Below are 26637 nucleotides of genomic sequence, written 5' to 3'. Positions count from 1 at the left end.
CTGGCCAACCTCGGCGCCCGCACCCTCGACGAACTCGTCGCCGTCGCCCGCCAAGGCCTGCGACACATCCAACGCCACCCCGCACTCCTCAACAGCTTCCTCGCAGCAACCGAACTGACATGACGAACCAACAACAACCGAATTCGCAAAGCTCAGTAGGGCACGCCGCGTTGACGACCACGCAGATCTATCTCACTCCGACCGACCGTGAGGTCATCGAGAGCCTGCTTGCTCATCACGCCCGGCAGGAGACACGTCGGGCTGAGCGCGCGGAGGCGCCTCCGGCGCCGGGATATCGGCGCGGAGCTCTGGACGTGTTGTTCGGGCGGGCGTGATCGTGAAGTCTCGGACGACGATCCCGTCGCAGGTCGCGAAGCAGTCGCAGCCTGGTCAGCGAGTCGAGCCGGGCGGCGCCGAGCAATCGCGGATGGCGCTGCGTTCGCGCTTCCCCGCACGCCCTCGCGAGTCATGTTGGCCGCGCACCGAGTGGGACGCCGAGGCCGTCGTCACCCAGGTCATCGCGGACGCGGCGCCGACGACATGGCTGTCGGTCCGCCGCGGCACGTGCGGAATCCTCGACTGGTTGGTCACACAGCCGGGCGCGACCTGGCAGGAGCGCTGGCTCGCGAGCGGCGTCGAAAACCGGCCCGGCGAGGATTGGAAGCCGATCGCCGAGCCGTGGATGCAGGGCGACGGCCGCAGCCGACGCTGGATCCGCAAGGATCTGGGGGCAGGCATGCAGCGTTTGATCTGCGCGGACGTCGTCCGCCCGGACGTCCGCTGGATGCTCAGCCAGTCCTGGCCGCACCTGGTCCGGCTCATGGAACCGACCCGCGACCCAGCAGGATTCGCCCGGTTGCGCCGACAGCTGGCCGCGTTCGACGCCCGCCCGCGGTCGTTCACCGGCAACGTCGCGCTCCAGCGCATCGCGGTCATCCTCGCCGCCAAGGGCGGCCTGGTCGCCGACGTCGTCCCCGGCGAGTGCATCGAACTCCTCGACATCCAGGACACCGCGCACCACGGCTGCGGCAACAACAAGCTCATGCACTACCACCTCCTGCACGCCGCGGGCGTCTTCCCACCGGACGCCCCGGCCAGCGCACGCGCGTTCCGGCAGTCCTGGGGCCGCATGAGCTGCGAGGAACTCGTCGACCGCTACGCCGTCGAGTGCACACAGATCCGCGACCTGTTCGTCGACTACCTGCGCGAACGCCAGCCGGCCGTCGACTACACCACCTTGCAGGCGCTCTCCTACGTCCTGGTCAAGCTGTTCTGGAAAGACCTGGAGACCCACCACCCGGGCATCGACTCGTTGGATGTTCCGCGCGAGGTCGCGCAGGCATGGAAGCAGCGACTCACCCGCAAACACCGCACCGTCCGCACCGCCGACGGCGGGACGGCCGTGGTCAGCGACGAACGCATCCACGTCAACCACAACCTGACGCTGGTGCGCGCCTTCTATCTCGACCTCGCGGAATGGGCGGCGGAGGCCCCCGGACGCTGGGCCCGATGGGTGGCGCCGAGTCCGGTCCGCGCACACGAGATGAGACAACGCCAGCAAGTGGAGCGGACACAGGCCCGGATGCACCAGCGCACCCACCACCAACTCCCACTCCTGCCGACCATCGTCGCGCTCGCTGAGAGACGACGGGCCACCTCCGCCGCACTGCTCGCTCAGGCAACCGACACCGCACCGGGCGAACGGTTCACCCAGGACGGGACCGAGTTCCGGCGCGGCGCGCAGCTGACCGGCGAGAACCGGATCATCAGGATCGATGAGGTGGAGACCGGGATCCGCCGCAACCTGACCAAGGAAGAACACGAGGCGTTCTGGGCCTGGGCGGCGATCGAAGTCCTGCGGCACACCGGCATCCGCATCGAGGAGCTCCAAGAGCTCAGCCACCACAGCTTCGTCCAATACCGCCTGCCCACCACCGGCGAACTGGTCCCGCTGCTGCAGATCGCACCGTCCAAGACCGACTGCGAACGGCTGTTGCTGGTCACCCCGGAACTCGCCGAGGTCCTCAGCACCGTCATCCGCCGCATCCGCTACGCGGCCGGCGCAGTCCCGATGGTCGTCGCCTACGACCCGCACGAGCGGATCTGGAACCCTCCGATGCCCCTCCTCTTCCAATACCGTTACGTCGCCGAGCATCGTCAGGTCACCGGGCACACGCTCCGCGGCATGATCAACGGCGTCCTCGTCGGCGCGGGCCTGACCGGCCCCAGCGGCGAGCCGCTGCGGCTCCAGCCGCACGACTTCCGCCGGATGTTCGTCACGGACACCGTCACCAACGGCATGCCGCCGCACATCGCGCAGATCATCTGCGGGCACAAGGACATCAACACCACGATGGGCTACAAGGCGATCTACCCCCAGGAAGCCATCGAGGCCCACCGCGCGTTTATCACCCGACGCCGGGCCACCCGCCCCAGCGAGGAATACCGCGTCCCCACCGGTGCCGAATGGGAGGACTTCCTCGGCCACTTCGAGCGCCGCAAGGTCTCCATCGGGACCTGCGGCCGCGCGTTCGGCACACCTTGCATCCACGAGCACGCGTGCGTCCGATGCTCGATGCTCCGCCCGGATCCAGCCCAGCGGCCCCGCCTCGCCGAGCTTCGCGACAACCTCGCCGCCCGCATCGCCGAAGCAGAACGCGAAGGCTGGCTCGGCGAAGTCGAAGGCCTCAACGTCAGTCTCGCCGGCGCCGAAGCCAAACTTGCCCAGATCAACGACAGCAGCGTCCACCTCGGCATGCCCGACCTGAGCCGGATCGCAGGCCGAACGACCACCACGATCGGAGTACCCAGAACCGATCAAGAGGCAGGTGATCGATCGAATGCCTGATTCGCCTGACGGTCGGATGCGTCCGGTGCTGCCCGCGAAAGGTGTGGCAGGCAGCGCGGCCCTCACGCGATAGTCGACGCATGGATCGAGCGGACGAGCACACGGAGACACGCGCGCTGAGCGCCAAGGAGTACGACGCAGTCCACGCAGCCGTCGCTGCGGTCGCGCCTACGTGGGCGGGCGGACAAGCGGTGACCCTCAACGCGCTGTTCGATCGCTGGAGGGGCATCGCAGAGGAGGTGGAGGAGGGCTACTCGTGGTGCGCGCCCGAGCTCATGAACGACATTTGGTGCCGCGGGGTCCTGGCGAAGATCTGGCCGATGCTCCCTGCGCGTGTCCGGGAGATCAGACTGCCGGAGCTGGACAGCATCGACGAGCGATATCGCCGGGCCACGATTCCGTGGCCTGGCCGGCCAGAGGTCGGGTTCGGGTGGTGGACCTGGCGGGTTCCCCGGCGTCTGGAGGTCGAGGCGTCGGAGCAACGGGGCGGAGACTGGCCGCTGGGTTGGGAAATGATGCGGTTCCCCAGGCCGGTTTCCGTGGAGGTCGTCTCCTAGGTTGCCCCTGCCCGACTGCCCGACTGCCCGACTGCCCGACTGCCCGACTGCCCGACTGCCCGACTGCCCGACTGCCTGTCAGCCTGAGTAGTTCAGAGAATTCGCTGTGTTGTGAAAGGCGTTCGTAGTCACGGACGTTGCGGCGGGCCCGCATGATCCAGCCGAGGGTACGCTCGACCCGCCGGCGTCGGGTTATGTGGAATCAAAAAAGTCAAGCTGAGAGGACCGTGTGCCGGGACCACGCCCTGCTAGCCTGACCAGTACTCACCCCGTCTGATCTGCAAAAGAAGACAACAATGCCGCATAAGCGGCCCCACGAACTCCGCCGGTCCATGAGTCACCGGCCTCGCCGGCGAATCGCGTCCCACATCCCTGGACTTCCGGCAGTCGTCCAGCAGGAAATCTTCCAGATAGAGATACGAACAGCCATGAACTGGGCGGTCCGGTCTGTGGCCAGGAGCCGTGGCGGAAGCCCTGTCCGGATGGTCAAGCACCTCCCGTACCCCTTCCGAACGGCACTTTCACCCCTGCGGCTGCTGCGGCCGAAGTAGTCGTGAACTGCTGGACGAAGTCCTCGCGACGCTCTCGGCTCCGTCAGCTCGGGCCCTTGAGGGTTTGATCGCGCCGCTGGACGACGGCTTTCTCCTTCGAACCTTGCCGAACCCGCTGGATCAGACGGATGCGCCCTGGTGGACCCGAAGGATATGACCGGATCACGGAACCGAGGAACACCCACTGCAGCGGTGAGCGGCCGCGTTCCACCCGTCGCCGGTGCCGACTATCGGGAGCAAGGTCGCGCTGGCGGGGGCTCCGATCTGGTTCGGTGTCGGTCCTGCCGGGGTGGGAACGTCAGCGAGTCGTTTCAGGAGCTGGTCAAGAGCGCTTTGCCCGTCATCGACGGCGGCCCGTTCATCGTCGGTCAGTGGGATGTCGGCCGGCATCTTCTGCAGGTTGTCCTTCGCCTCAAGCAGCTGCCCTTTGCTGAAGACCTTCGGGGTGTAGAAGTCGCAGCGGGCGCAGGCCATGCGGTGCTGACATTGCTCGAAGATGTGTAGGTGCACCAGCCGTGGCCGAGGTCGAAGTACTGCCAGGGGTCGCCGCCGGCGGCGGCGCCCGAGGTGACCGCGTCGCGGTCGACGAGGATTCGATGGTGCGGACGTTCCGGGCGAAGTAGCCGGCGTCGTTGTAGGCCCTGGCCAGCGTGTTCGGGGTGATCTTGGCGTAGTGCTGAGGGGACTCCGGGCTCCGGTGACCGAGCCATGCCTGCAACTCGAACAGCGTCATCGGTTCCTTGGCGTTGTAGAGCCGGCTGACGATCGTGGAGCGGGCCCGATGGCTGGTGATGTTGCCCCGGACGTCCGTGTTCGGAACGCCCGCCTTCCGGCATAGCGCTGGGATGATCGTCCTGTTGACGTAGGTCTTGGCGACCCGGCGGGCCCTCAGAGCGAAGAGGAGGTCGACGTGCTCACTGGTCTTGCGGTCCAGCATCTTCGGCTGCTGCGGCCGGAGTTCCTGCCACGCCTTGATCGCCTTGCCCAGCAGAGGGTCGACAGACTTGGTGAACGCGGTGCCGGTCCGCGCATGGAGCGCGCGAGTTCGCTGACGTGTCGTGCCTGGGCGGCGGACAGGCGACGTGCCTCTCACAGCAGGGCGGCGGCATCGATCGCCTCCGGGGGTGGGGGAGGTGGCATCTCGGGCAGGTGGACACGCGTCAGCGCTGCCAGTTCCCGGGGGTCGATCCCCAACAGGGCTGCGAAGTCCGTCACCAGGCGAGGCGTCAACTCCTTGCGACCGGTGCCGCCAGGAGCGGCGTCGAGGGCGGTATGCCGAGTTGGCTGACCGGCTGCAAGGGCACGATCTCCGGTAGCGAGCAGATCCTCGAAAGCCGGATCACCGGCCCGCTGCCCGACAACGTTCCGGAGAACAACGTCGACCGCACGGTGTACTCGAACCGTGTCGACCCCACCGTCCCGAGCACCAAGCCCACCGAGGTGAAGCCGACCGGCAAGCCCACCACAGCCAAGCCCGACATCAGCAAGCCGACGAAGCGCCCCGAACTGGCCGAGACCGGCGCGGACGACAACGACAACACCATGGTGATCGGCGCCGGCGGGCTGCTCCTCGCCCGCAAGCGCCGCGGGACGCACCAGGCATAACCGCGGCACCTCGCGACACGAACCGCCGCCGGGCCACGACCCGGCGGCGGTTTGGTACGTCGCGGGCGGACCAACGCACCCGAGCCGGCGCAACGATGTGTGGGGTGCATGCATGCGACGCTCCGTGTGTGACTACTGCGTCGATTCCTGCGGCGGCCTGTCGTCGGTACGGCTTCGACTCGGGCGCGGCGGAGGTGATCCGCATGGGTGACAACGTCCTGTACCGGTGTCCGGGCGGTGTGGTCGTGCGTATCGCGCGCGCCGGACAACAGGTTTCGGCCGCCCGGGTGATACGGGTGGCGGTGGCCGGCGCCGCACGGGATACCGGTGGTCGAGGCGTTGCCGGTGGACCAACCGCTGGTGGTCGGCGATCGGCCGTGACGTTTTGGTGGAGCCGCCAACAGTCACCGTTGCATCCGTACGCAGCCGCAGCCGCAGCCGCAGCCGCAGCCGCAGCCGCAGCCGCAGCCGCAGCCGCAGCCGCAGCCGCGCGTGGCGCCGTGAGCGTGGTGCTCCGGGCGATGACCTGGTCGAACATCGTGTTCGGGGCGGGGGGTTTGTAGGTGCCCGGCCACGATCGCCGCCGATGCGGAGCCCGGGCCGCCGGCGTTGCTGGAGCTTTGCCCCGATGGACCGTGCGGCGGCAGGGCTCTCGCGCATGCTATTTTGTGAACGATCGTTCAACTACGAGGAGGGTTGGTGGGCCGTAAACAGGTCTGGGACCAGGACGACGTACTGGCCTCCGCGATGCGGCTGTTCCGTCATCGCGGATACCTCGGCGCCTCGCTGCGCGACCTCGAGGAAGCGACCGGAATGCACCCAGGAAGCCTGTACCGGGCCTTCCAGAGCAAGGAGGGCCTGTTCAGCGCCGCGCTGGACGCCTACAACGAGCAGGTGGTCGAGGCCAGGGTCCGTGCCCACCTGCGGGAGGCGGAGAACCCGGTGGCCGGCATTCGCTCGTTCTTCACCTCGGCGTTCGACACCGACTCCGAACCCGATCCGGGCTGCTTGCTCACCAACACCGCGGTGGAGTCATTCACCATTCCGCAAGCCACCGCAGGCGTGCGCCGGGGACTGGAGACGATCGAGTCCGGTTTCGCCGACGCACTGACGCGCGCCCGCGCCCGGCAGTTGCTGCCCGCAGAACTCGACGTCGAGATGTCGGCAGCCCAGCTCCTGGCCCTCTACCAAGGTCTGCTGGTGCTCGTCCGGTCCGGTACGGCCGCCGCCAAACTGCACACCATCACCGACGGAGCCCTGGCGTCAATTGGCGCCAGGCAAGCCAGGACAGTCAAGCAAGCCAAGAAAGAGGAACAGCGATGAGTGACCAACAGCAGCTCTGGGACGACTACGCCGCGTGCTGGTCGGCCGATCCCGCGATACGACGCACCGCGCTGGGCGCGGTCGTGGTTGACGACGTCACCTACCGGGACCCGGGGACCGAGGTCGGCAGCCTGGCCGAACTGGACGCATACATGAACGGCTTCGCCGGAGCGTTCCCCGGACACCGCTTCCGTATCGACGAGGTCTTCGACCACCACGGCCGGTCGCTGGCCCGCTGGACCCAGATCGGCCCGGACGGCGAGGCCTTCATGGCAGGTGTGAGCAGCGCGGTGCACCGCGACGGTCTCCTCGCCGACGTGACCGGGTTCTTCCTCCCCGCCTGAGCGGTTCCGGCAGCCTCCCGCCGAGCGCGCAGCCGGCCCACCGGCACCGCGCTCGGCGACGTCACCGGACCCGGCTACTGCTGCGTTCCTCAAAGGGTGTACTCGAACCGGCGCCGTAATGTGCGGGTCGGTGGGGCGGGTCTTCCCCATATCCAGGGTCTGGCTCGGGTGTTGAGTTGGGAGGTCGCGAGGGTTGTGGCCTGTGCGATGTCGGCGGGGTTGGAAAACGAGCGGCCTGCCAGGGCGGCCTTGCGGAAGATGCGCCACCACCCCTCCTGCAGGTTCAACCAGCAGGCTCCGACCGGGATCAAGACATGTTGGATCCTGGGATGGTCGACGAGCCACTCCCGAGCGGAAAGGCTGTTGTGGGAGGAGAGGTTGTCGGTGACGACCACGATGTCGACGGTGGGGATGGCGTCCTCCACGAGTTGGAGAACAGCGCTGGTAGAAGACGCTGTTGCGCGACGACGCGGTCATCGTGACCTCGCTACCGTCGCGGACCCGCAAGCCCCCGTAGACCCACGTCTTCTCCGGCCCGCGACTGTAGTCGAGCTCGTTCTTGATGCAATGCCCGTCCGGCGACCAACCCGGCGCCGGTGGGAACGCGCGCGGGATCACCGGGCCGAGTTCGTCGGCGCACACGGCCGTGACGCCGTCGGGCGGGCTGGTGTAGAGCTCGACGATCCGCGTCCTTTTCCCGCGAAGTCCTGGTCTCTCGACCGAACCCACGACCGCGTACGGCGCCACCGCACCCCCTCCGCGAGCAGGATCCTGCGGACCTGACTTCGACCCACCACGATGCCCAGTCTCCCGGCCTCGGCGGCCAGGGCGTCCAACGTCCACTCCGGCGGCCCCGCCTCGTCCGCGGCCCACATCTCGTCGGACGGCTGCATCTCCAGCCGGCCGGGCGGAACAAGCTTGACCAAGGCGACGATCCGGGAACGCTCGGCCTCGGTGATCCGCCTCTTACGCCCGCACCCGGGACGATCGCCGAGTCCGTCCAGGCCCTCTTCGTTGAACCGGTGCAGCCACCGCCGCACGGTCTTCGCATCGCACCCCGCCCGAGCGGCAACCCGCGGCACGTGCGGGCCCTCCCAGCTCAGCGTGACGATCCTTGCCCGCAGGATCCAGTCGGCCGGCGCGTGACGCGCCCCGGCCAGCCTCCGAATCTTCTTCTCCTCGTCCCCGTCCACGGGTTGACGGGCCATCAGAAACTTCGGCACCACACTCGCCGACGAGCAGCCGAAACACCACTGTTTGACCACTACTTACCCACCCAAAGCGGAACTTAGCAGTAGTCGAGCTCATTGGCGGATGAGTGCCTCAGGTGGCGGATGGAGCACGCGAGTCGGCGGGACGACCCTCGGTTCTGAGTTCGAGGAGAACTCGTCGTGAACGACGGCATCATCAAGGGCTTGACCGAGCAACGAGGGGCCCCGACAGGGCCGACGAGCGGTGAACCGACGGGTTGGTGCGCGGTTGTCCGAAGTGGGAATCCCCGTGGAAAGGACCTCCCCTCGGGTCCGTACGTCGGGATCCGCTCGGATCGTTGTGGTCGTGCGGGGGGCTGCGATGTTCTCGGGCGTCCGATAGCCCCGGCCGTCGTGCGGTCGGGGAACGGGTCGTGAAGCGTGATGGAGTTGTTGAGCACGGGGGATCCGCGACAGGTGGGCCCGTACTGCCCCGACACCCGAACGCCACTGACGCGCCATCCCCTGCCTCGCCGCTCCCGATGGGCGTGCGCACACCTGGACGCTGTGAACACGCCTCGGTCGTGGCGCGGCGTCGGACGAGCGTGTTGTTCGTTGCCTGGCGACCCGTGCCGAAAGTGGGACGGTTCTCCAGACGTTTGCAGATGTCTCATCCGAGGCCGCCCGGTGGCTTGTGGGGTTCCCGGATGACGGCGGTCCGGGTGGCTTGTGTCAGTGCTGCTCGTCGAAGTGGGTGTGTATGGCCGCCAGCAGGCTCTGCAGGTCCTGCCGGGAGGGGGGAGGCCACCCGAAGTTGCCCAGGAGGGTGTCCAGTTCTTCTCGCGAGCGGAACATGAGCAGAATCTGCTGGAGTTCGGCAGCAGCGGAGACCAGCACTGTGCCGCAGCCGGACGGGTGTTCCGTCGAGGCCGCGGCTCCCGCCGCGTCCACGACGTCGGGGTACGGATCCGAGGAGGAGATCCGGACGAACCTGTGGATGATCTGGAATGCCTGGGAGAAACGGATCTGGGCCTCCAGGAAACTCATCGGCAGTTCCTCGAGCCGGGGAGAGGACTCGTAGTCCTTGTCCCGCAGGTACTCGGCCAGGTAGCGCAGGAACTCCGCGGGCGGCCAATCACCCGCGGCCCGGGCCAGCCGGACGTCGAACTCGGCGGGGCGCGGCGGGGATCCGGCTGAGTCGATCTCGTCGGCGAGGACGTCCAGGAGCGCGGAGACGACGCCCAGGGGCATGGTGGACCAGGCCACCGGGGAGTCGCGCACGACGCGGCAGAACCGCTCCAGTTCGTCCTCCAGGGTTTCCCCCGCGTTCAAGCACGCCCACCGGACCAGGAGGTGAATCGAGCCGTCGATGAACAGGAGATCGTGGTTGGAGGTCATGGCGCCACAGCCAAGTACCTGCGCCCGAGGACCGCAACCGGATTCGCACCCGCCGGTCGCGCATCCGATGGGTCGTTCGGTGGGGGGACCTCATGGTCGTCGTGCACCGGACCGGCCTGGCAGAACAGCTGCCGGGGCTTCGGGTCGAGCGACCGTCCTGGGCGCCGGCCTGTGGTGTGTCAAGCCGGCGGATGGCGTGGCGACACGCCACCGTTCCCTTCACGATTCCTCTGTATCGGCCCCGGTTTCGGGGACCTCGTCCGCTTCGGATCGACTCGCGGCCGGGCGCGGGACGGTCGTGTCGACACGCCACAGCGAAGCGCCTTGGCGAGGGACGGCCCGGGAGTGGTCCGCCCCTCGCGTTCACGGGTCTTTCGAGCACCACGTGGTGCCCCGGGGTGATTCCCGGTGCGTGCGTGTGGGCGGTTATGCCCGGCGGCGGCGGACGGCGAACGTGGTGGCCGCTCCGGCGGCGAGCACCAGTGCGCCGGCGATGCCCACGAGGGTGGTGGGTGTCGAGGGTGAGGTGGTCGGCGCCGGGGACTCGTTGCCGGCGCATTTCGCCGCGCCGGGGACGGCCGTGGTGGTGAACTTGGCGATCTCGTAGTAGTTGTTCGGACCGGCGCCGGGGTAGTAGCCGAAGCCGATCATGTGGTTGGTCGGAGTGGCGTAGCCGCCGCCGATGCTGATCCGGGCCTGCAGGACCTTGTGGTCCACCGGTCCGGTCGCCCACTTGGCGAGGTCGACGTCGCCTCCGATCATGCCTTCCGCGCTGTTCTTGACCTTGTGCCAGGTGCCCTGGGGGTCCTTGACCTCGATCCGCGCGTCGCAGGCGGACGTTCCGCTCATGGAGCGGTCCAGGTCCATGCCGAATGAGGAAGGGTAGGTCAGGTGCCAGTCGGCGTTGTTGCGGGTCTTGATGTGCACCTGGAACTCGTGCGGTTTCGCGTCCGCGGGGATCTGCTTGGGGAGGCCGGTGTAGGAGGTCTCCAGGCCGGCCACGCGCAACATGGATCGACCGTCGCCTTCGAGACCCTCGTACGAGTTGCCGTCGGGTGTCCAACCCTTCGCGACGAACAGACCCACGCCGAGGTCGGAGGTGGGTCCCTGGGTGGCCACCTGGAGCAGGCGCACGCGGACTCGCCAGGTGTGGTCGTAGCCGGCGGGTATGTCCAAGCCCGCGGCGGGTGCGAGATCGCCCCGGACGTCCTTCATTCCCCCGGAGGTCGCCGTCGTGAGGGGCTTCCAGGGGGCGCCGGCGACGAGGACCGCTACAAGAAACGCAACGTCGTCGAGCGCGCCATCGGCCGCCTGAAACAGTTCCGCGGCGTGGCGACTCGATACGACAAACGCGGCTACGTCTTGGGCGGGTGAGGCACGTGGAGCCGACGTGAGCCGACCGGTGCACTGATGTCCGGGCGGGGACTCGTGGGACATGGCCCGGCACCCGGCTCAGGTTCCGGGGAGGATACGGCGCGTTTCGTAGGCCCACATCGCGATCTCGACCCGGTTGCGGGCGCCGAGTTTGGCCATCAGGCTGGCCAGATGCGTCTTCACCGTGCTGAGGCTGATGTGCAGCGCATCGGCGATCTCGGTGTTGGTCAGCCCGCGAGCGACGGCGAGGAGCACCTGCTCCTCGCGGGCGGTGACGGGGGAGACCGGCTGGGCCGCGGGCCGGCCGGCGGGCAGGTCCGCGAATGCCTGGAGCAGACGGACGGTGACGCTGGGCGCAATGAGCGCCTCACCGCCGGACGCCGACCGTACGGCCTGGGCCAGAAGGTCCGGTCCCGTGTCCTTGAGGAGGAATCCGCGGGCGCCGGCACGCAGCGCGCCGTAGACGTACTCGTCGAGGTCGAAAGTGGTGATGACGACCACGGCCAGCGGGTCGGCGACGCCCGGGCCGGCGACCGACCGGGTGGCCTCCAGCCCGTCGATCACGGGCATGCGGATGTCGAACAGGCAGACGTCGGGGCGCAGTTCGCGGGCCAGACGTACCGCTTCCCGTCCGTCGGCGGCCTCGCCGACCACCTCGATGCCGGGCTGGGCGTTCAGCATGATCCGCAGCCCGGTGCGGATGATGGTCTGGTCGTCAGCGACGAGGACGCGAATGGGCACCGCTCTCGGTCCTCCCTCTCGGCAGCTCGGCTTCGACATGCCAGCCCTGGTCGGCGCCGGGGCCGGCTTGTAGATTGCCGCCGAGCAGGGCAGCGCGCTCACGCAGTCCGGCGAGTCCGTATCCGGCACGGCCTCGGCCGGTGCGGTGGCCGTTGTCGCGCACGCTCACCCGTACCGTGTGCCGTTCCGCGGTGACCCGGACGACGACCTCGGTCGCGTTGACCGCATGGCGCATGGCGTTGGTCACCGACTCCTGCACAATACGGTAGACGGCCGCGTCCACGGCCGGGGGCAGCGTGTCCAGTTCGCCGTCGAGCCCCAAGTCGACCCTGAGGCGACCACCCGGGGTGCGCACCAGGCGCTCCAGATCCGCGACACCGGCAGGCGGCGCCAGTTCGGCGCCGGCCCCGCGGTTGCGCAGCGTGGCGACCATGGCTCGCATTTCCTCCAGCGTGCGCGCCCCTTCCTCCTCGACCCCCTCCAGCGCCTCGACGGCGGCGGACGGGTCGGTGCCCGCGAGCACCTGGCCCGCCTGGGCGTGGATCACCATGGCCGAAACGTGGTGGGCCACCGTGTCGTGCAGTTCCCGGGCGAGCTGCTCACGCTCGCGGGAGCGTACCTGCTCCAACTGCCGCTCGCGAGCGGTCACCCAAAACCGCACGGCAGCCCCGATCAAGCCGGGCAGCAACAGGAAGACAAAGCCACCGACCTGTTCGGCGGCCGGGGTTTCGTACGTGAAGACACACAGCGCGAAGGCCGTGAGGATCACCGCGCCGCCCAGCACGATCTCCCGTCCCGATCCCCACCGGGGCAGCGCATACACCAGCACGAGCACGACCACACCGGTGTCCAGGCCGACGGGCTCGCGCGGTGCGGCGAGCAGCGAGGCCAGCTGGAGCAGGATCACCGAGCCGAACGCCAGCGTGACCATCGCCAGTGGGCGGGTCCGGCGCCACAGGGGCAGCAGGCACAGCCATACGGCGAACACCACCGCCACCGGCCGCCACACCACGTTCTCGCGCAGGGTGGCCTCCAGCACCACACCGCCCAGGCCCGCGGCGAGCAGCGCCCAGTCCCGCCACACCCGGGCGGGCGCGTCGGGCGGCCGGGGTTCGGTCCACAGGGTTCGCAGGTCGTCTCGCAGCATGGTTCTCAGCCTAGGGACCGCGCCGTGCCGCGCATCGGCCGAAAGGACGGGGCGTCACTCCGCCCCGGGGCCGACGGATCCGCGGCCCGCGAGCCGATGCCGCGGAGCGCCGTGGCGACGAACCTCGGCATCGTCGGCCGTACAAGGACGGCCGACGAGGTGGTTGGAGGAACCGATGCTCTCGAAAGCCCTGTTGCGCCTGGGCGCAAGCGCCGCCCGCCATCCCTGGCGGGTGATCGCGGCATGGCTGATTGCCGCCACGCTCGCCGTCCTCGCCGCGATCGCCATCGGCGGGCGGACCGCGGACTCGATGACCGCTCCGGGACTGGACTCCCAACGGGCCGCGCAACTGATCGAGCGGGCCGGCACCGGCCAGGAGGGGATGACCGCCCAAGTGGTCGTCACCCCCCTCGACGGCGGTGCGACGTTCTTCGACCACGGCAGCGCGCGCGCCGCTCTCACGCGGCTGCAGACCGAGGTGCAGCGACTGCCGCACGTGCTCGGCACGAGCGACCCGGCGGGGGCACTCGACGCAGGCGGGGACACCACCGTGCGCGGCGGCCTTGTCTCGGCCGACGGGCGGATCGCGGTCGTCCGGGTGCAGTACCCCGACCAGAGCCGGCTGTCGGCCGAAGACCTCGACGCCCTCGTCCATCTCGGTGACCGGCTGCGCGCCGAACTGCCCCTGCGCATCGAGATGGGCGGGAACCTCTTCTACGCCTTCTCCGACCCCGACGGCGGCGCAAGCGAGCTGATCGGCATCCTCGCCGCGGCCGCGATCCTGTTCCTGGCGTTCGGTTCGCTCGTCGCCGCCGCGCTGCCGATCGGCATGGCGGTCTTCGGGCTGACCGTCGGGGTTGCCACGATGACGGTGCTGGCGGGGGTGACGGACGTCCCGACCTTCGCCCCTGTCCTGGGCAGCATGGTCGGACTCGGAGTGGGCATCGACTACGCGCTGTTCGTGCTCGCCAGGCACCGGGAGTACCTCGCGCGCGGGCTCGATCCCCGCGAGGCGGCGGGGCGAGCGGTGGCCACGGCGGGGAGGCCCGTGGTCTTCGCCGGCGGCACCGTCGTCGTATCGATCCTCGGCATGGCGGTCGCGAACGTACCGTTCATGACGGTGGGCGGGTTCGCCGTCTCGATCGTCGTCCTGACCATGGTGCTCGCGTCGGTGACGCTGCTGCCGGCCTTCCTCGGCGCCGCCGGCCCACGCCTGGCCCGGGCCGGCCTGATCGGCCGGGCTCTGCAGACCAGGAAGCCGGGCCGACTCGCACGGCGGCGGGACCCGGCGGCAGGCGCCGCCCACGCCACCGGGTGGCGTCGCTGGATCGGGCACGTCAGCCGGCACCCGGTGCCGTACGCGGTCGGCGCGGCGGGGCTGCTGCTGACCGCGACGCTGCCCGTGCTCGGCCTGCGCGTCGGCCTGCCCGACGACGGCTCACTGCCCCACAGCCGTACCGAGCGCCGGGCCTACGACCTCGTCGCCGAGGGGTTCGGCCCGGGCATCAACGGTCCCCTCGTCATCGCCGCGGACCCCGCCGGTGATCCGGGAGTGCTGGACCGCCTCGTCGCAACGGTCGCGGCGGATCCGGGCATCGCGTCCGTCGCGCCGACGCACATCGATCGGGCCACCGGCATCGCGACCCTCGTGGTGTTCCCGACCACCAGCCCTCAGGACAAGGCCACGGCCGACACCATCGCCCGGCTGCGCAGCGACGTGCTGCCCACGGCGATCGGGCACGGCCCGGCCAGGGCCCACGTCGGCGGCGCCGCCGCGAGCCTGTCCGATGTGGGCCAACGCACCAGCCAACGCCTGCCGGTGTTCGTCGCCGCCGTGCTGGCGATGTCGTTCCTGCTGCTGATGCTGGTCTTCCGCTCGATACTCGTACCGCTCAAGGCGGTACTGCTGAATCTGCTGAGCATCGGCGCGGCCTACGGCATCATGGTCGCGGTCTTCCAGTGGGGCTGGGGAGGCGCACTCATCGGGCTGGAAGCGACGGTTCCGATCGTGTCGTTCATCCCGATGTTCCTCTTCGCCATCCTGTTCGGCCTGTCGATGGACTACGAGGTGTTCCTCCTCTCCCGCGTACGCGAGGAGTACCTGCGCACCGGCGACAACGGCAAGGCGATCGTCGAGGGCATCTCGGGCACCGCCCGGATCATCACCTCGGCCGCCCTCATCATGGTGGCGGTCTTCCTGTCGTTCGCCGTCGCCGAGGACCCCTCCATCAAAATGTTCGGGCTCGGCCTGGCCACCGCGATCTTCATCGACGCCACGGTCGTACGCATGGTGCTGGTACCGGCGACGATGACACTCCTCGGCCGGGCCAACTGGTGGCTGCCGAAGTGGCTGGACCGGATGCTTCCCCGCGGCCCGGTCGGCACCGACGACACCGACGCGGAATCCACGGGTGAGGCCCCGCGTCCACGGCTGGTTGACCGTTGACTCAACTCCTGCCCGCCCTGGGCGTCCGGCACCCCCGCGCGTCACCTGGGTTCTGTCCTGCGGATCATGTGCGGAGCCAGATGATCAGGGCCGCGAAGATGACGGTGCCGTGGAAGACGTAGCCGCGTCGTCGACGGTTGGCGAGTTGGTCGTCGGGTTCGGGGATGGTGTGTCGGATCCTGCGTCGTCGCAGGTGGCGGCGGATCTCCCGGGAGCTGTGGGCCTTGTCGGCGCTGACGCTGTCGGGTCGGGTGCGGGGTCTGCCCGGCCCGACCCGCGGTACCCGAACACCTTCCAACACGGCCTCGAACTGCGGACCGTCGCCCCAATGGCCGGGTGTCGGGACGAGAGAGAGGAGACGGCATCTCCCGTCGGCGCACGGATGGACCTTGGTGGTGAACCCGCCTCGGGACCGGCCGAGTTGCTCGCCCGCCTCACCACCTCCGCCAGGCGGTCGGCCAGGCCCCGCAGCACCGCCGCGACCCGCGCGGTCCGATTCCTGGCCCCCTTTTGGGCCGGGATCGGCGGCGGGGCGAGCCGCGCGCCGGCCGCATGGGGATGTGCGCGCACGGCCGAGGAGTCGACCGAGACGTCCCGGCCGATGCCGCCCGCCGCATCGGCCTTCGTCTGCATTGCGCGCAACAGTCGCTCCCACGTGCCGTCCGCGGACCAGCGTCGATGCCGCTCGTGCACCGTCTTCCACGGCCCGAACCGTTCCGGCCGGATGTCCCGGGATCCCATGATCCCGCTCGTCGACGTCCAATGGGTCATGGGCCACGCAAGTCTGACGACCACTCAGATCTACACGACACCCACCGGCGACGAGGTCATCGAGAACATGCTGGCCCATCACGCCCCGGACGGAGGCCAATGCGGCGGCCCGCCAAGCACCGCCGCCAGCGCCCGGGTACCGACCCGACAGCCTGGACGTGCTGTTCGGGCGGGTGACGCCGTGAACAAGGCTGGACCCCGCAGGAGCGTCCCCCGCCGCGCCGCGCTGAGCCTGCCCGAGCAACGCGCCGAACCGGAGATCGGCTCACAGAGCATCGACGCCGTCACCCATGCCCGCGTCGACGTGCTGCCCGACCGCAAAGCCGAAACGCTCACCTCCTGGCTGCGCGCGCACCCGGGGGTGGAGGTCGTCTGCCGCGACGGCTCGGCCTCCTACGCCCAGGGCATCGCCGACGCCCTGCCGGGCGCGGTGCAGGTGTCCGACCGCTGGCACTTGTGGAACGGCCTGGCCGCTGCGGTGGAGAAGACGGTGGCCGCGCACGCCGCCTGTTGGCATGCGGCACCGCCCTGGGTGACGCCCGGATCGTGCAACGAGCGCACCCTGCAGCGACACGCCGCCGTCCACGAGTCGCTCGAGGCAGGCGTGAGCCTGTGTGAGACCGCCCGCCGCCTCGGCCACACCATCGTGTGGGCCGGCCACGCCGGTGACCGGCCGGGGACCGAGCACCGGAACGCACCGCCTCGTGTGACAACGCGCCACCGCGGCCGGGCCACCCACCGCCGGCACCCTCGTGGGGCCTGCGAAACCGGCGGCGACCGGCCGTAAAGCCGTGACGTCCCCCGCTCGTTCCGCAGACCCCCAACCCGCCTCGATTTCCCGACCTTGCCCGGAGTCCCACCCATGACCGCATACGAACCCGGCGACGCCGAAGAAGTCGTCACCCGGGGCGTGCACACCCACACCCGCGACGAGGCCGTCGGCCGGACCCGCGCCTTCGACGCCCTGCACCTACTCCGCCCGGATGTGAAACTCGCCCACGGCGGAGCCAGGGCTCGGCAAGGGAGCCGTCGGCCAGGACGAGCACCCCCAGGCCCGGGTAGCCGACAGCCGGTTCCACGACCGGGCTCGGCCAGACCAGCCGAGCGTGGTCCGGCCGTCCGGCTGGGCCTCCGCCCTGAACGCGATTTCCCGGACTCCGCCGCGCGCGCCCGCCGTATGTCCTCCACCGCGGTCCGGCCGTCGAGGTCATCGATCCCCGATACGCAAGGCACGTGCCGTATTGACCGATGCGCCCTGCGACACGCGCCGGCCGGGCGGCACGCCGATCCGTGTCGTCGCCCAGCATGAGCCGCAGAACGGGCTCCCAGGTCGCGAAGTCGGATACCGATGGCAAGTGAGGGTCTCTCAACAGGCATGCGCAAACCGTACGCGGAGCCCATGACACGAGGAGGCATCGTGATGCCTCGGGCTTGGTTCGTCCGTCAGTGCATCACCTGATCCGGGTGGAGTCGAACGATGTCCGACGCCATGCACGGCCGATGACGGGTATCGCCGGCCGCGGTGTCACGCCGGTGTTTCGGGACGCCCGCCACGGCCGGCGAACGGATGGAGCACGTGCTCAGAGCACGTTCTTGCGCCGCGCCGCGGTGATCCACTTCGGGAACTCGGAGAGCAGCCGGTCGTACAGCTCCTGGTCGGGGACCTCGCTGATGTCGTCGACGGCGAAGAAACCGACGTTGTCCACGCGGCGGCCACGCATCGTGTCGAGGCGCCTCAGGATGCCGTAGTCCGCGTTGCCGAGGCCCACGAACTGCCAGAACGCCGGTTCCTTGGACGCGTCCTTGAGTTCGCGCTTGATCTCGTCGTTGAACCAGATGCCGCCGTCGGAGAAGAACAGCACCAACGTGGGGGCCGCGGACGGATTTTCCCGGACGTACGAGCGCACTTCGGCGATCACCTTGTGCTCTTCGTTGCCGAAGCCGACCGCCACCATGTCGACCTGGCCAGGCAGCAGCCCCTGCTCCGGCTTGTCCCCCGCCGGACGGACGTGCAGCCGCAGCCATTCCGGGAGTTCGCCCACACGCAGATCCGGCAGGCGCGCCGGGTTCGAGGCGAACGTCCAGGCCTGCATCACACCGTCGTCCTCCAACCGCGCGGCCACGGCCGCCATTCGCTCCACCACGTCGGCGACGACACCCCGGAAGTAGAGCCGATTCATGGAGCCGGACGCGTCCATGACCAGGATCACCCGTGCGGCGATCCCCTCCGCGCCCTGCTTGCGGAGGCTCACCGTGACGTGCTCCTTGCGCAGCGAAAGGCGCTCGCGCATCTCCGCGGGCAGCGCCTCTTCGCCGGTCCCGGCCGGCGCGACGTCGGACACCGCCGGGGGCGGCGGGGAGTCGACCGGCCGCGTCGGAACCGACTGCGCGGCGGGGTCCCCCGACGGCTCATCGTGCACCGCGATGCCGAAATCCGTGGCCAGACCGGCGAGTCCGGAGGCGTACCCCTGCCCGACCGCGCGGAACTTCCACTGCCCTTGATGCCGGTACAGCTCGCCGCCGACGAAGGCGGTCTCGATCCCGGCGGTCATGTCGAAGCGTGCGATCTCGGCCGCCGTCGCGGCGTCCAGCAGCCGAAGGCTCAGGTCGGGCACCTCGCCGAACGTGCCGCCGTCCGACGACGCGCAGAGCAGGATCCGGTGTATCGCCTCCTCCACGAGGTCGAGTTCCACGGCGAGCGTGTCGGTGATGCCGTCGGCGGTCTTGTCCTGGCCCAGATGCGCCACCGCGCCGGACGGGTGGCCCGCGTGGTTGTAGAAGACGAAGTCGGCGTCCCCGCGCACGGTTCCGGCTTCGGTGAGCAGCAGCGCCGACGCGTCGACGTCGGGCACGCCGTTCCCTGTGGACCACGACAGCTCCACACGAACCTGCGTGAAGTCGACGCGCAGGTTGGCACCTTGGCTCAAGGATGGCAATGTCATGGCGCAATCTTGCCGAACCCGGCGCTGCGCGGAGATCCGGGTCGGCCTTCCGACGCGTTCGCGGTCGAGGACGGCGTACAAGGCCGCGTTCGGTGCCGACGGGACGGGCGCCGTGATGACGTGGGACCAGGCCACCCCGGGCCGGCGCGCGGTGTTCGGGAGGCAAGGCGAGACGCGGTTCCGGCGTCGGGTCAGTGCATTCCTGATTATCGATAGCCCATTCGGTCGACCCGCGAAAACGCTCCGCTGCACCCCGTGGACCCCCACGGGCACCCTCCAGGCACTCGACACCGTAGGAGGTGCCGTGGACCGACGCGGATTCCTCATCGCAGGCTCGACCACCCTCCTCACCACCCTCCACCAATGGGCCGACGCCGAACCCGCCACCGCCGCAACCCACGGCCGCCGCATCGGCGCCGGCGTCCCCGACCTCCTCGACACCCGCATCGACGCCCTGCGCCACCTCGACGCCACATCGGCGCATCCCGGGCGTACGACGCCGCACTCACCGAACTCCGGTTGATCACCGGCGTCCTCCGCGACGCCTCCTACACCGAAACCGTCGGCCGCCGCCTGTACGCCGCAGCCGCCGAGGTCTCCCGCATCTGCGGATGGACCTGTCCTGGTCGGATACTCGGCCGCAGGGTTTGACCAGCGTGTTCGTCTGATCGGATGATCACCGGTCATGGCGGTCGACTTGGTGTACCGGCTCGTCGTTCGGGTGATCACGTGGCTCGCTCTGTTCGCGCGGTCGCACGCGTCGGAGGACGCGGAGATACCCGCTCTGCGCCACGAGGTCGNGGTGCCGCGCCGGACGACCCCGAGGCCGCGACTGTCGTGGCCGGACCGCGCGGTGCCGTCCGCGTCGGCCCGGGTGCCGCCGAAGGCCGTGCGTGCGCACCGGATCGTCACGCCGGGAACGTTGCCGCGCCGGCGCCGGCGCCCGGTCGCGGCCCGGTGGCGGCAGGCACGTCCGCCGGGCCGACCGCGGGTTTCCGACGAGGTGGCCGCGTCGATCGTCCGGTTCGCGACCGGGAACCGGACCCGGGGCGTGGTCCGGATCCAGGGCGAACCGCGGCGCCCGGGCCACCGGGTGGCCGCGTCCACCATCCGCCGGATCCCGCGCATGCGCCGGATCCCGCCGCCCGGGCGGCGGGACGACTCGTGGCGGACATTCCCGCGCGCCCGGGCCGACACGCTGCCCGCCGTCGACTTCCTCCACGTCGACACGGTGACGCCGAAGCGGCTGTACGCGGCCTTCGTCGGCCCCGCCCCGGCGCCCGAAGAAACGAGGATTGGGGCGCGCGTACACCGAGGGCACGGGGACGACGAACCGCATGCCGTCGACCGAGGCGGCCAAGCCGCCGCCCCACGCCCGGGCGAGGTCGATCCCGGCCTGGTAGTCGATCATCGTGGCGTTCGCCGCCCGATACGTGGCCAGACGCAGGTAGTTGTGGTCCACGTGGCCGAGCCGTCCGCGCCCGCGACCTTCCCACCTGCACGCCTTCGTGAACGGCTTCGGACTCGACCGCCGCCGTCACGGCGAGACGCAAGCCCCGGTTGCGGCGCCTGTCCGTCAACCGGGCCGACCTGCGCGACGGGTCGGGGTCGAGCCGACGGTGACCCGGCGAGGCGGGGACGTCGAGGAGGACCGTGAGTGCGGCGGCTTGATCCGTCGCCCACGCGAGCGGTGCGGTGTCCTCGTCGTCCGCCTGTGATTGCGGCATCCGAGTCACCTGCGGTGAACTCGGGGCGGCGAACAGGGGCGAATGCGGGCTGACGCCCTGGTTCTTGCCTAACGTGAGGGAGCGTGGCGCGGGAGGGTCCGCCTCCTCTGCCCCACGCGGTCCGCTGACGACGAGAGGGCTTGGGCATGCAAGCGCGCCAATCAATGCGGTTCCTGGTGCTGTCCGCCTCGGGGCGGGACGGGTCGTGGAACACGACGCTCGCCCGGCTGGCGGCCGAGGCGATCCGGGCGACCGGGCCGGAGGTCGACTTCGCGTCCATTGCCGAGTTCACGGTGCCCGGGTACGACGGGGACGAGGAGCGGGCCGACGGAATCCCGGCCGGGGCGGTCCGCTTCAAGGAGCGCCTGGAGAGGGCCCACGGCTTCGTGATCGTGTCGCCCGAGTACAACGCCTCGGTTCCGGGCGTCCTGAAGAACCTGATCGACTGGACGTCCCGGTTCCGGCCGCAACCGTTCAACGAGAGGCAGGGGCTCGTCATGTCCGCCTCTCCGTCGATGGCCGGCGGCAACCGGGGGCTGTGGGCCCTGCGTGTTCCCCTCGAACACCTGGGCGCGCGCTTGTACCCGGACATGTTCTCGCTGGCCCGGGCGCACACCGCCTTCGCGGCCGACGGTGGCCTCACGGACGAACTGCTGCGGGAGCGCTTCCGCACGACCATCGCCAACTGGCTGGAGCTCGTCGAGGCCACCACGAACTACCCGTGCGCCAAGACGGTCTGGGTGGAATACCTCGGCGAGCGGTCGGACCCGAGCTACGACCGAGCGCAGGTGGGCTGACCTCCCGCCTCCCACAGCGGCCAAGCCCGGTGCGGGAGCCCTCGTCCACCCGACACAACCGGGCCCACCGCTCCTGCCCGGCCCGGTCGAAGAAGACCTCCACGTCGATGGGAGTTGGTCAAGCCGTTCCCGCCGATGGGCAGGTTCGGCCCGTACCCGGATGGGATGGGGCGGGTTCCGGGCTCCGCGGGAGGGCCGCGGGTCAGTCCGTCGAGTCCATCCGCCCCGACCTGATCATCCCCACGTCCGAGGCGGGTTCGGTGGCGGGACGGCGAAGCCTCGAGCCCAAGAACTCGACACGTTCACCCGGAGATACGTCAACCATCCGACACACCCCCACGCCCCACACCGTCGAGCAGCACGTCACCGTTGTCTTGATCGGCTCGCGCCCGCCACGCACCGGACGGTGGAAGCCGTGCGACACCACCGAGATCGCGCACGCTTCCGCCTCGGCGGTCCGCGCGTGATAGTGCTGCGTTCCTCAAAGGGTGTACACGAACCGGCGCCGTAATGTGCGGGTCGGTGGGGCGGGTCTTCCCCATATCCAGGGTCCGGCTCGGGTGTTGAGTTGGGAGGTCGCGAGGGTTGTGGCCTGTGCGATGTCGGTGGGGTTGGAAAACGAGCGGCCTGCCAGGGCGGCCTTGCGAAAGATGCGCCACCATCCCTCCTGCAGGTTCAACCGGCAGGCGCCGACCGGGATGAAGACGTGTTGGATCCTGGGATGGTCGACGAGCCACTCCCGGGTGGAAACGCTGTTGTGGGAAGAGAGGTTGGCGGTGACGACCACGATGTCGCCGGCGGGGTTGGCGTCTTCGAGGAGCGCGAGAAAGCGCTGGTGGAAGGCGCTGTTGCGGGCCGAGGCGGTCATCGTGACCTCGGTTCCGTCCCGGACGCGCAGGCCGCCGTACACCCGGGTCTTCTCCGGTCCGCAGCTGTAGTCGAGCTCGTGTTTGACGCGGTGTCCGTCCGGCGACCAGCCCGGCGCCGGCGGGAACGCGCGTGGGATCACCGGGCCGAGTTCGTCGACGCAGACGACCGTCGCGTCTTCGGGCGGGCGGGTGTAAAGCTCGACGATCCGCGTCCTTTTTCCGCGAAATCGAATGCAGTCGAAGGTTTTCTCGCACTGAGCGTGCCAGGATGCCGGAACACGACCGCCGGCACCCCGACGGGCAGGAGCCAGCCATGATCAGCGGTGCACATGTCATCCTCTACAGCCGGGACGCCGAGGCGGACCGTGCCTTCATCCGTGATGTCCTCGACTTTCCCGGCGTCGACGCGGGCGGCGGCCGGCTCATCTTCAAACTGCCCCCGGCCGAGGTGGCCGTGCACCCGACCGACGGCCCGCCCCGGCACGAGTTCTTCCTGATGTGCGATGACCTTGATTCCCAGCTCGGCGAGTTCCGCGCGCAGGGCGTCGAGATCACCCGCCCGGTCAGCGAACAGCGCTGGGGCAAACTGACTGCGATCCGGCTCCCCAGCGGCGCCGAACTCCCGCTGTACGAACCGCTGCACCCCATTGCCCACAGCCTGTGACCCCACAGCACTCAGCTCAGCGTGACGGATGTCAGGGTGGCCGCGGAGCGTCGGTGGCGCCGCCGCAACAGGGAGGCCGTCCGCATCGGAATCGCGTTCGTAGCGGTTCGTAACAGTTCGGCCCACCGGTGGCCTGGGATCGGGTGCGGGGCAACAAGGGTGCACGCACGGCCGGGGTGGACGGACGCACGGCGTCGTCCATCGCGCTGTGGGTCGGAGTCGAGGAGTTCCTCGCCATGCTGCGGTCGCAGATCAAGGACCGCAGTTGCCAGCCCATGCCGGTGCGGGAGCGGATGATCCCCAAGTCGGGCGGCAAGCTCCGCCGTCCGGGGATCGCGACGATCACCGACCGGGTGGTGCAGGCATCCCTGAAGCTGGTGTCGGAGCCGATCTTCGAGGCGGATTTCCTCCCGTGTTCCCAAGGATTCCGCCCGAACCGCCGGGCTCACGACGCGGTGGCAGAGGTGCGTCTGCTCACGTCCGAGAAGTACGAGTGGATCGTGGAAGTGCGACATCAAGGCCTGCTTCGACGAGATCTCACACACCGCTCTCATGGAGCGAGTGCGGGCACGCGTCGGGGACAAACGCATCTTGGCCCTGGTGAAGGCGTTTCTCAAGGCGGGCATCCTCAGTGAGGACGGCCTGTTGCGGGACAACGACACCGGCACCCCACAGGGTTCGATCCCTCGCCGTTGCTCAGCAACGTCGCTCTCTCGGTCCTGGACGAGTACATCGCCCGACCGGGAGGACCTGCATCGCTACCTCACCACCCTGGAGGGCCGGCGCGAGTTGACCATCCAGGACCCGTCCCAGCCCGACCTTCTGCCCGACAGCGCGCCGGCCGACCTGGATCCGGACGAACGGATGGACTACGACGACGGTCGCCTCGACTGCCACACCCGCCTGACCGTGGCCGCGACGTCCACCTTGCGCACCGTCGTCCACACCGGCAGACGCCTGACCCTGCTCAACCGCCACGCGATCAGCGCCCGCAGGGGCCTGATCCTCTCCGGCCCCGCCGGCACCGGAAAACAACCGCGCTCACCCAGTTCGGCAAGACCGCCATCCGGCGAGACGCCGCAGAAGGACACGACACGGTCCGAAGTCTGACGGAACGGCATCGCGTCAGCCAACACATCGTCCGCCAGGCCCTGGACTCACCCAGACCGCCTCCCCGGAAACAGCGCCCGGCCGTTCAAGGCCCGGCCAAGAGTCGAGTCGGCCCCGCCATCGATGGCATCCTCGACGAGTACGCCGCCACGCACGCGGGCCAACTCCCCACGGTGAGACTGGTCTGGGAGAGGCTGCTGGACGAACACGACGCCACGGTCGCCTGCGCCACCGTCCACCGGTACTCGTCCGCTCACCCCCTGAAGAAGCCGGACACCTCGAGCAGCCATCCGGCATGCACCGCAGGGAACTTCCTCGCCGAGTCCCGGCAGCCTTTCCAGGCCGGAGTCCTGAAGCACTCTCGAGCCCTGCCGGCCGCGATTCGCCAGGAACCCGCCAGGCACGGCCTCGACGGCTCCTATGCCACGACCACCGCCTACATCCTCGGCCTGGACGCGGGAACTTCCTGGAACATGCTCACCGGATTCCAGGAATGGCTCGTGGTCCGACTCGGCCGCGGCCACGAGTTGACCTGGCTCGTCCTGGTTCGGCATCTCGCTCCGGGAGGCTGGGTCCATCCCCTTACTCCCCGGGCCGACACCGACGCCGTGGTTGCCCTCCACCTTCTCCTGAGCGGCTTCTTCGACACACGAGAGCAGCCAAACGGTCTCGCCCTGATCTTCCGGAACTACCAATCGTGGCTGACCACCCAGGCGTGGTATCAGTTCGAGGTCGGGCCGAGCCAGATCAATCGAGACACCACCTGCCATCCGCGCGCCCGGGACCAGATCGACTGAGATTTCCGGCAACCCGGCGTCTCAATCGATCTGGTCGCCGCAGGTCACGGCCACGCACTCAGATCAGATCATTTGAGACGGGACAGACGGCGTCGCTCGTGTGCGACAACAAGCCATCGTGATCCCGGGCAACGCTCGGATGGCGGCGTCGGACTCGACGATCAGGACGGCTCTCACCTTGGCGCCCAGGGACACTTCCCAGATCTGGCCGCGTGCGAGGTTCACGCGATGTCCTCGCCGAACACGTCCGCGAGCTCTTCGGGGCCGGGTCGGCACCCGTTCGATCACGGCCTCCGTCACGCCGTTTGTACGACCTCCGGGAACATCCGCCGTGTCCCGCCCCGCCGCCCGCCACCACAAACGCGCCCCCGCGTCCCCGCCGAGCACCAACCCCGAGCACACCTGCTCCCACCACGCACGCACCACCGCCGTGCCACCGCGAACACCGCCCCCACCCGCAACCCATCCGCCCCAGCACCCCGCACCACCCCTGCGAACCGCAGGGGGCAGCGGCCACCCAGGCAGTCCCGCACTTCCAGGAACCCCACCGCAGGGCCGTCCCCGGCACCCGGCATCCACCGCTCGCGCGCACCCGATCCCACCGCGGCACATGGCGCAGCGCCGACAGCGGGCCGCCCCGCCACCCACGAACCACACGCGTACGCCACAGACCCCGCCTCCCCGGACGCCACCCGCCACCGGGCGAGCGACCGCCCCACGTCACCCGTCCTCCCGAAGACCACGGGCCCGTCCGACCAGGACGGCAACGCCACGCGACAGTCGCCTTCTCCACCCGACACAGTCGACCCGAGCTTGGAGAGCAAGATCACGACGTCGGGCTTCCACGGACCCATTCCGAGCGCGATCCCCAACGAGTCGGCGAAGGCGTCGAACACGCTTTGGCCGAGGGCGCAGCCTACGCATGACGCGAGCGTTTGACACGGATCATCAAGCCTCGTTCACGATCTCTTTCCCGGCTGAAGACGTGGGAACGTCGATGCCGGTCGTGGCCGGTCCCGCCCATCAGCGGTCTGCACCGTTGGTCCGATGATGGGAGACCTGTTCGCGTGCCGCCCGCCAACGTGACCGTGTCTGCTCGACCACGCTGTCCCACTGTCGGCGGACCTCGTGGTCGGAAGGGCGTCGGCCTTGACGGATCCGACCGAGTTCGTCTCGTACTTCTCGTCCCAGCGCAGCCGATGCGACGAGGACGAGCATGGCCGCGAAGAGAGCCGAGATCATCGCGAAGACGGCACCGACCACTCCGTAGCGCGAGACGGAGGCGTTGAACAGACGCGGCAGGTAGACGCCGGCGCCCACGGAATAGATCGCTGTCAGAACGGCCGCGGTGACGCCGAAAGGGATCAGGTCGGGCCACGTGATCCGCTTCGCCGACAGGATCCAGCCGCTCCAGACAAGAAACACGGCGGTTACCG

Annotated in this window: 23 protein-coding genes and 4 pseudogenes; 14 read left to right on the top strand and 13 right to left on the bottom strand. The window is 69.5% G+C overall.

Going from position 1 to position 26637, the window contains the following annotated elements:
- Nucleotides 1–427: 427 nt before the first annotated feature.
- Together A3IC_RS0149020 and A3IC_RS0149015 are read left to right on the top strand one after the other, a co-directional pair.
- A complete protein-coding gene (locus A3IC_RS0149020; RefSeq protein ID WP_106669246.1) occupies nt 428–2848 on the top strand; it encodes a site-specific integrase in 2421 nt (806 codons plus the stop codon).
- An 80-nt stretch (nt 2849–2928) separates the two neighbouring features.
- Nucleotides 2929–3405 carry a hypothetical protein gene (locus tag A3IC_RS0149015; protein ID WP_020557382.1) on the top strand — a complete coding sequence of 159 codons (477 nt, stop codon included), beginning with the start codon at nt 2929–2931 and terminating at the stop codon, nt 3403–3405.
- A 963-nt stretch (nt 3406–4368) separates the two neighbouring features.
- Here the strand turns inward: A3IC_RS0149015 and A3IC_RS72180 are convergent.
- Both A3IC_RS72180 and A3IC_RS72850 read right to left on the bottom strand, forming a co-directional pair.
- Complete coding sequence (locus tag A3IC_RS72180) at nt 4369–4893, bottom strand: tyrosine-type recombinase/integrase (protein WP_245599974.1); 525 nt, start codon at nt 4891–4893, stop codon at nt 4369–4371.
- A gap of 152 nt (nt 4894–5045) precedes the next feature.
- Nucleotides 5046–5171, bottom strand: a complete 126-nt coding sequence (locus A3IC_RS72850) for a hypothetical protein (RefSeq protein ID WP_281174608.1) — start codon at nt 5169–5171, stop codon at nt 5046–5048.
- A 57-nt stretch (nt 5172–5228) separates the two neighbouring features.
- Between A3IC_RS72850 and A3IC_RS0148990 the strand changes: the two genes are divergently transcribed.
- The 3 genes from A3IC_RS0148990 to A3IC_RS0148980 all read left to right on the top strand — a co-directional run bounded on the left by A3IC_RS0148990 (nt 5229) and on the right by A3IC_RS0148980 (nt 7228).
- On the top strand, nt 5229–5561 hold the full coding sequence (locus A3IC_RS0148990; RefSeq protein WP_020557378.1) for a hypothetical protein: 333 nt from the start codon (nt 5229–5231) through the stop codon (nt 5559–5561).
- 699 nt (nt 5562–6260) lie between these two features.
- Complete coding sequence (locus A3IC_RS0148985; protein WP_020557377.1) at nt 6261–6884, top strand: TetR/AcrR family transcriptional regulator; 624 nt, start codon at nt 6261–6263, stop codon at nt 6882–6884.
- A complete protein-coding gene (locus A3IC_RS0148980; protein ID WP_020557376.1) occupies nt 6881–7228 on the top strand; it encodes a nuclear transport factor 2 family protein in 348 nt (115 codons plus the stop codon). The genes A3IC_RS0148985 and A3IC_RS0148980 overlap by 4 nt, the downstream gene beginning before the upstream one ends.
- An 89-nt stretch (nt 7229–7317) precedes the next feature.
- On the opposite strand, the gene A3IC_RS72175 is transcribed toward A3IC_RS0148980, so the two are convergent.
- From A3IC_RS72175 to A3IC_RS0148965, 4 genes are all read right to left on the bottom strand, one after another.
- On the bottom strand, nt 7318–7653 hold the full coding sequence (locus A3IC_RS72175; protein WP_020557375.1) for a transposase: 336 nt from the start codon (nt 7651–7653) through the stop codon (nt 7318–7320).
- Between the two features lie 189 nt (nt 7654–7842).
- Nucleotides 7843–8436 (bottom strand): helix-turn-helix domain-containing protein, encoded by a 594-nt coding sequence (locus tag A3IC_RS0148975; protein ID WP_158696415.1) that lies wholly within the window; start codon nt 8434–8436, stop codon nt 7843–7845.
- 714 nt (nt 8437–9150) lie between these two features.
- Complete coding sequence (locus A3IC_RS0148970; RefSeq protein ID WP_020557373.1) at nt 9151–9816, bottom strand: hypothetical protein; 666 nt, start codon at nt 9814–9816, stop codon at nt 9151–9153.
- 426 nt (nt 9817–10242) lie between these two features.
- Nucleotides 10243–11031, bottom strand: coding sequence for a hypothetical protein (locus A3IC_RS0148965; protein ID WP_020557372.1), 789 nt, complete (start codon nt 11029–11031; stop codon nt 10243–10245).
- A 45-nt stretch (nt 11032–11076) separates the two neighbouring features.
- Between A3IC_RS0148965 and A3IC_RS66485 the strand changes: the two are divergent.
- Nucleotides 11077–11166: pseudogene (locus A3IC_RS66485) on the top strand (IS5/IS1182 family transposase); the annotation flags it as partial.
- A gap of 102 nt (nt 11167–11268) precedes the next feature.
- On the opposite strand, the gene A3IC_RS0148960 reads toward A3IC_RS66485, so the two are convergent.
- Both A3IC_RS0148960 and A3IC_RS0148955 read right to left on the bottom strand, forming a co-directional pair.
- Entirely contained in the window at nt 11269–11931 is a 663-nt protein-coding gene (locus A3IC_RS0148960) for a response regulator (RefSeq protein ID WP_020557371.1), read from the bottom strand.
- On the bottom strand, nt 11906–13078 hold the full coding sequence (locus tag A3IC_RS0148955; RefSeq protein ID WP_020557370.1) for a sensor histidine kinase: 1173 nt from the start codon (nt 13076–13078) through the stop codon (nt 11906–11908). Before A3IC_RS0148955 ends, A3IC_RS0148960 begins: the two co-directional genes overlap by 26 nt.
- Nucleotides 13079–13253: 175 nt before the next feature.
- On the opposite strand from A3IC_RS0148955, the gene A3IC_RS0148950 reads away from it, so the two are divergent.
- Nucleotides 13254–15524, top strand: a complete 2271-nt coding sequence (locus tag A3IC_RS0148950) for an MMPL family transporter (protein ID WP_040878769.1) — start codon at nt 13254–13256, stop codon at nt 15522–15524.
- Nucleotides 15525–15588: 64 nt separating this feature from the next.
- Here A3IC_RS0148950 and A3IC_RS74040 read toward each other — a convergent pair.
- Nucleotides 15589–16256 (bottom strand): annotated as a pseudogene (locus tag A3IC_RS74040) (IS5 family transposase); the annotation flags it as partial.
- Between the two features lie 220 nt (nt 16257–16476).
- Between A3IC_RS74040 and A3IC_RS63690 the strand changes: the two are divergent.
- Complete coding sequence (locus tag A3IC_RS63690) at nt 16477–17082, top strand: transposase (protein WP_158696412.1); 606 nt, start codon at nt 16477–16479, stop codon at nt 17080–17082.
- A 793-nt stretch (nt 17083–17875) separates the two neighbouring features.
- Here the strand turns inward: A3IC_RS63690 and A3IC_RS0148935 are convergent.
- The gene (locus A3IC_RS0148935) at nt 17876–19237 is read right to left on the bottom strand and encodes a VWA domain-containing protein (protein ID WP_026219639.1); all 1362 of its coding nucleotides are present in this window, start codon (nt 19235–19237) and stop codon (nt 17876–17878) included.
- 304 nt (nt 19238–19541) lie between these two features.
- Here A3IC_RS0148935 and A3IC_RS0148930 point away from each other — a divergent pair, with 304 nt between their 5' ends.
- Nucleotides 19542–19760 (top strand): hypothetical protein, encoded by a 219-nt coding sequence (locus A3IC_RS0148930; RefSeq protein ID WP_020557366.1) that lies wholly within the window; start codon nt 19542–19544, stop codon nt 19758–19760.
- 744 nt (nt 19761–20504) lie between these two features.
- On the opposite strand, the pseudogene A3IC_RS73305 reads toward A3IC_RS0148930, so the two are convergent.
- A pseudogene (locus A3IC_RS73305) lies at nt 20505–20717 on the bottom strand (Tn3 family transposase); the annotation flags it as partial.
- Between the two features lie 393 nt (nt 20718–21110).
- Between A3IC_RS73305 and A3IC_RS0148920 the strand changes: the two are divergent.
- On the top strand, nt 21111–21761 hold the full coding sequence (locus A3IC_RS0148920) for an NADPH-dependent FMN reductase (RefSeq protein WP_245599976.1): 651 nt from the start codon (nt 21111–21113) through the stop codon (nt 21759–21761).
- Nucleotides 21762–22242: 481 nt separating this feature from the next.
- On the opposite strand, the gene A3IC_RS0148910 is transcribed toward A3IC_RS0148920, so the two are convergent.
- Nucleotides 22243–22770, bottom strand: coding sequence for a transposase (locus tag A3IC_RS0148910; protein WP_020557362.1), 528 nt, complete (start codon nt 22768–22770; stop codon nt 22243–22245).
- 173 nt (nt 22771–22943) lie between these two features.
- On the opposite strand from A3IC_RS0148910, the gene A3IC_RS0148905 reads away from it, so the two are divergent.
- The 4 genes from A3IC_RS0148905 to A3IC_RS69910 all read left to right on the top strand — a co-directional run bounded on the left by A3IC_RS0148905 (nt 22944) and on the right by A3IC_RS69910 (nt 25201).
- On the top strand, nt 22944–23294 hold the full coding sequence (locus tag A3IC_RS0148905) for a VOC family protein (RefSeq protein WP_026219638.1): 351 nt from the start codon (nt 22944–22946) through the stop codon (nt 23292–23294).
- A gap of 143 nt (nt 23295–23437) precedes the next feature.
- The gene (locus tag A3IC_RS72165) at nt 23438–23929 is read left to right on the top strand and encodes a hypothetical protein (RefSeq protein WP_321184082.1); all 492 of its coding nucleotides are present in this window, start codon (nt 23438–23440) and stop codon (nt 23927–23929) included.
- Complete coding sequence (locus A3IC_RS73300; RefSeq protein WP_321184081.1) at nt 23895–24404, top strand: hypothetical protein; 510 nt, start codon at nt 23895–23897, stop codon at nt 24402–24404. The genes A3IC_RS72165 and A3IC_RS73300 overlap by 35 nt, the downstream gene beginning before the upstream one ends.
- A 173-nt stretch (nt 24405–24577) precedes the next feature.
- Nucleotides 24578–25201, top strand: coding sequence for a hypothetical protein (locus A3IC_RS69910; RefSeq protein WP_020557360.1), 624 nt, complete (start codon nt 24578–24580; stop codon nt 25199–25201).
- A gap of 1023 nt (nt 25202–26224) precedes the next feature.
- On the opposite strand, the pseudogene A3IC_RS61005 reads toward A3IC_RS69910, so the two are convergent.
- Nucleotides 26225–26637, bottom strand: a pseudogene (locus tag A3IC_RS61005) (hypothetical protein); the annotation flags it as partial.

The organism is Embleya scabrispora DSM 41855 (assembly GCF_000372745.1).
GTDB classification, from domain to species: Bacteria; Actinomycetota; Actinomycetes; order Streptomycetales; family Streptomycetaceae; genus Embleya; species Embleya scabrispora.
This window is presented reverse-complemented; position numbering and strand designations above follow the sequence as displayed.

Excerpts from the sequence above, each read along its gene's own strand:
- A3IC_RS0148975 (WP_158696415.1), bottom strand. The coding sequence starts at position 8,436 with ATGGCCCGTCAACCCGTGGACGGGGACGAGGAGAAGAAGATTCGGAGG.
- A3IC_RS0148970 (WP_020557373.1), bottom strand. The coding sequence starts at position 9,816 with ATGACCTCCAACCACGATCTCCTGTTCATCGACGGCTCGATTCACCTC.
- A3IC_RS0148905 (WP_026219638.1), top strand. The coding sequence starts at position 22,944 with ATGATCAGCGGTGCACATGTCATCCTCTACAGCCGGGACGCCGAGGCG.
- A3IC_RS0148935 (WP_026219639.1), bottom strand. The coding sequence starts at position 19,237 with ATGACATTGCCATCCTTGAGCCAAGGTGCCAACCTGCGCGTCGACTTC.
- A3IC_RS0149020 (WP_106669246.1), top strand. The coding sequence starts at position 428 with ATGGCGCTGCGTTCGCGCTTCCCCGCACGCCCTCGCGAGTCATGTTGG.
- A3IC_RS0148990 (WP_020557378.1), top strand. The coding sequence starts at position 5,229 with ATGCCGAGTTGGCTGACCGGCTGCAAGGGCACGATCTCCGGTAGCGAG.
- A3IC_RS0148955 (WP_020557370.1), bottom strand. The coding sequence starts at position 13,078 with ATGCTGCGAGACGACCTGCGAACCCTGTGGACCGAACCCCGGCCGCCC.
- A3IC_RS0148980 (WP_020557376.1), top strand. The coding sequence starts at position 6,881 with ATGAGTGACCAACAGCAGCTCTGGGACGACTACGCCGCGTGCTGGTCG.
- A3IC_RS72180 (WP_245599974.1), bottom strand. The coding sequence starts at position 4,893 with ATGCTGGACCGCAAGACCAGTGAGCACGTCGACCTCCTCTTCGCTCTG.
- A3IC_RS0149015 (WP_020557382.1), top strand. The coding sequence starts at position 2,929 with ATGGATCGAGCGGACGAGCACACGGAGACACGCGCGCTGAGCGCCAAG.
- A3IC_RS0148950 (WP_040878769.1), top strand. The coding sequence starts at position 13,254 with ATGCTCTCGAAAGCCCTGTTGCGCCTGGGCGCAAGCGCCGCCCGCCAT.
- A3IC_RS0148965 (WP_020557372.1), bottom strand. The coding sequence starts at position 11,031 with ATGAAGGACGTCCGGGGCGATCTCGCACCCGCCGCGGGCTTGGACATA.
- A3IC_RS0148920 (WP_245599976.1), top strand. The coding sequence starts at position 21,111 with ATGCAAGCGCGCCAATCAATGCGGTTCCTGGTGCTGTCCGCCTCGGGG.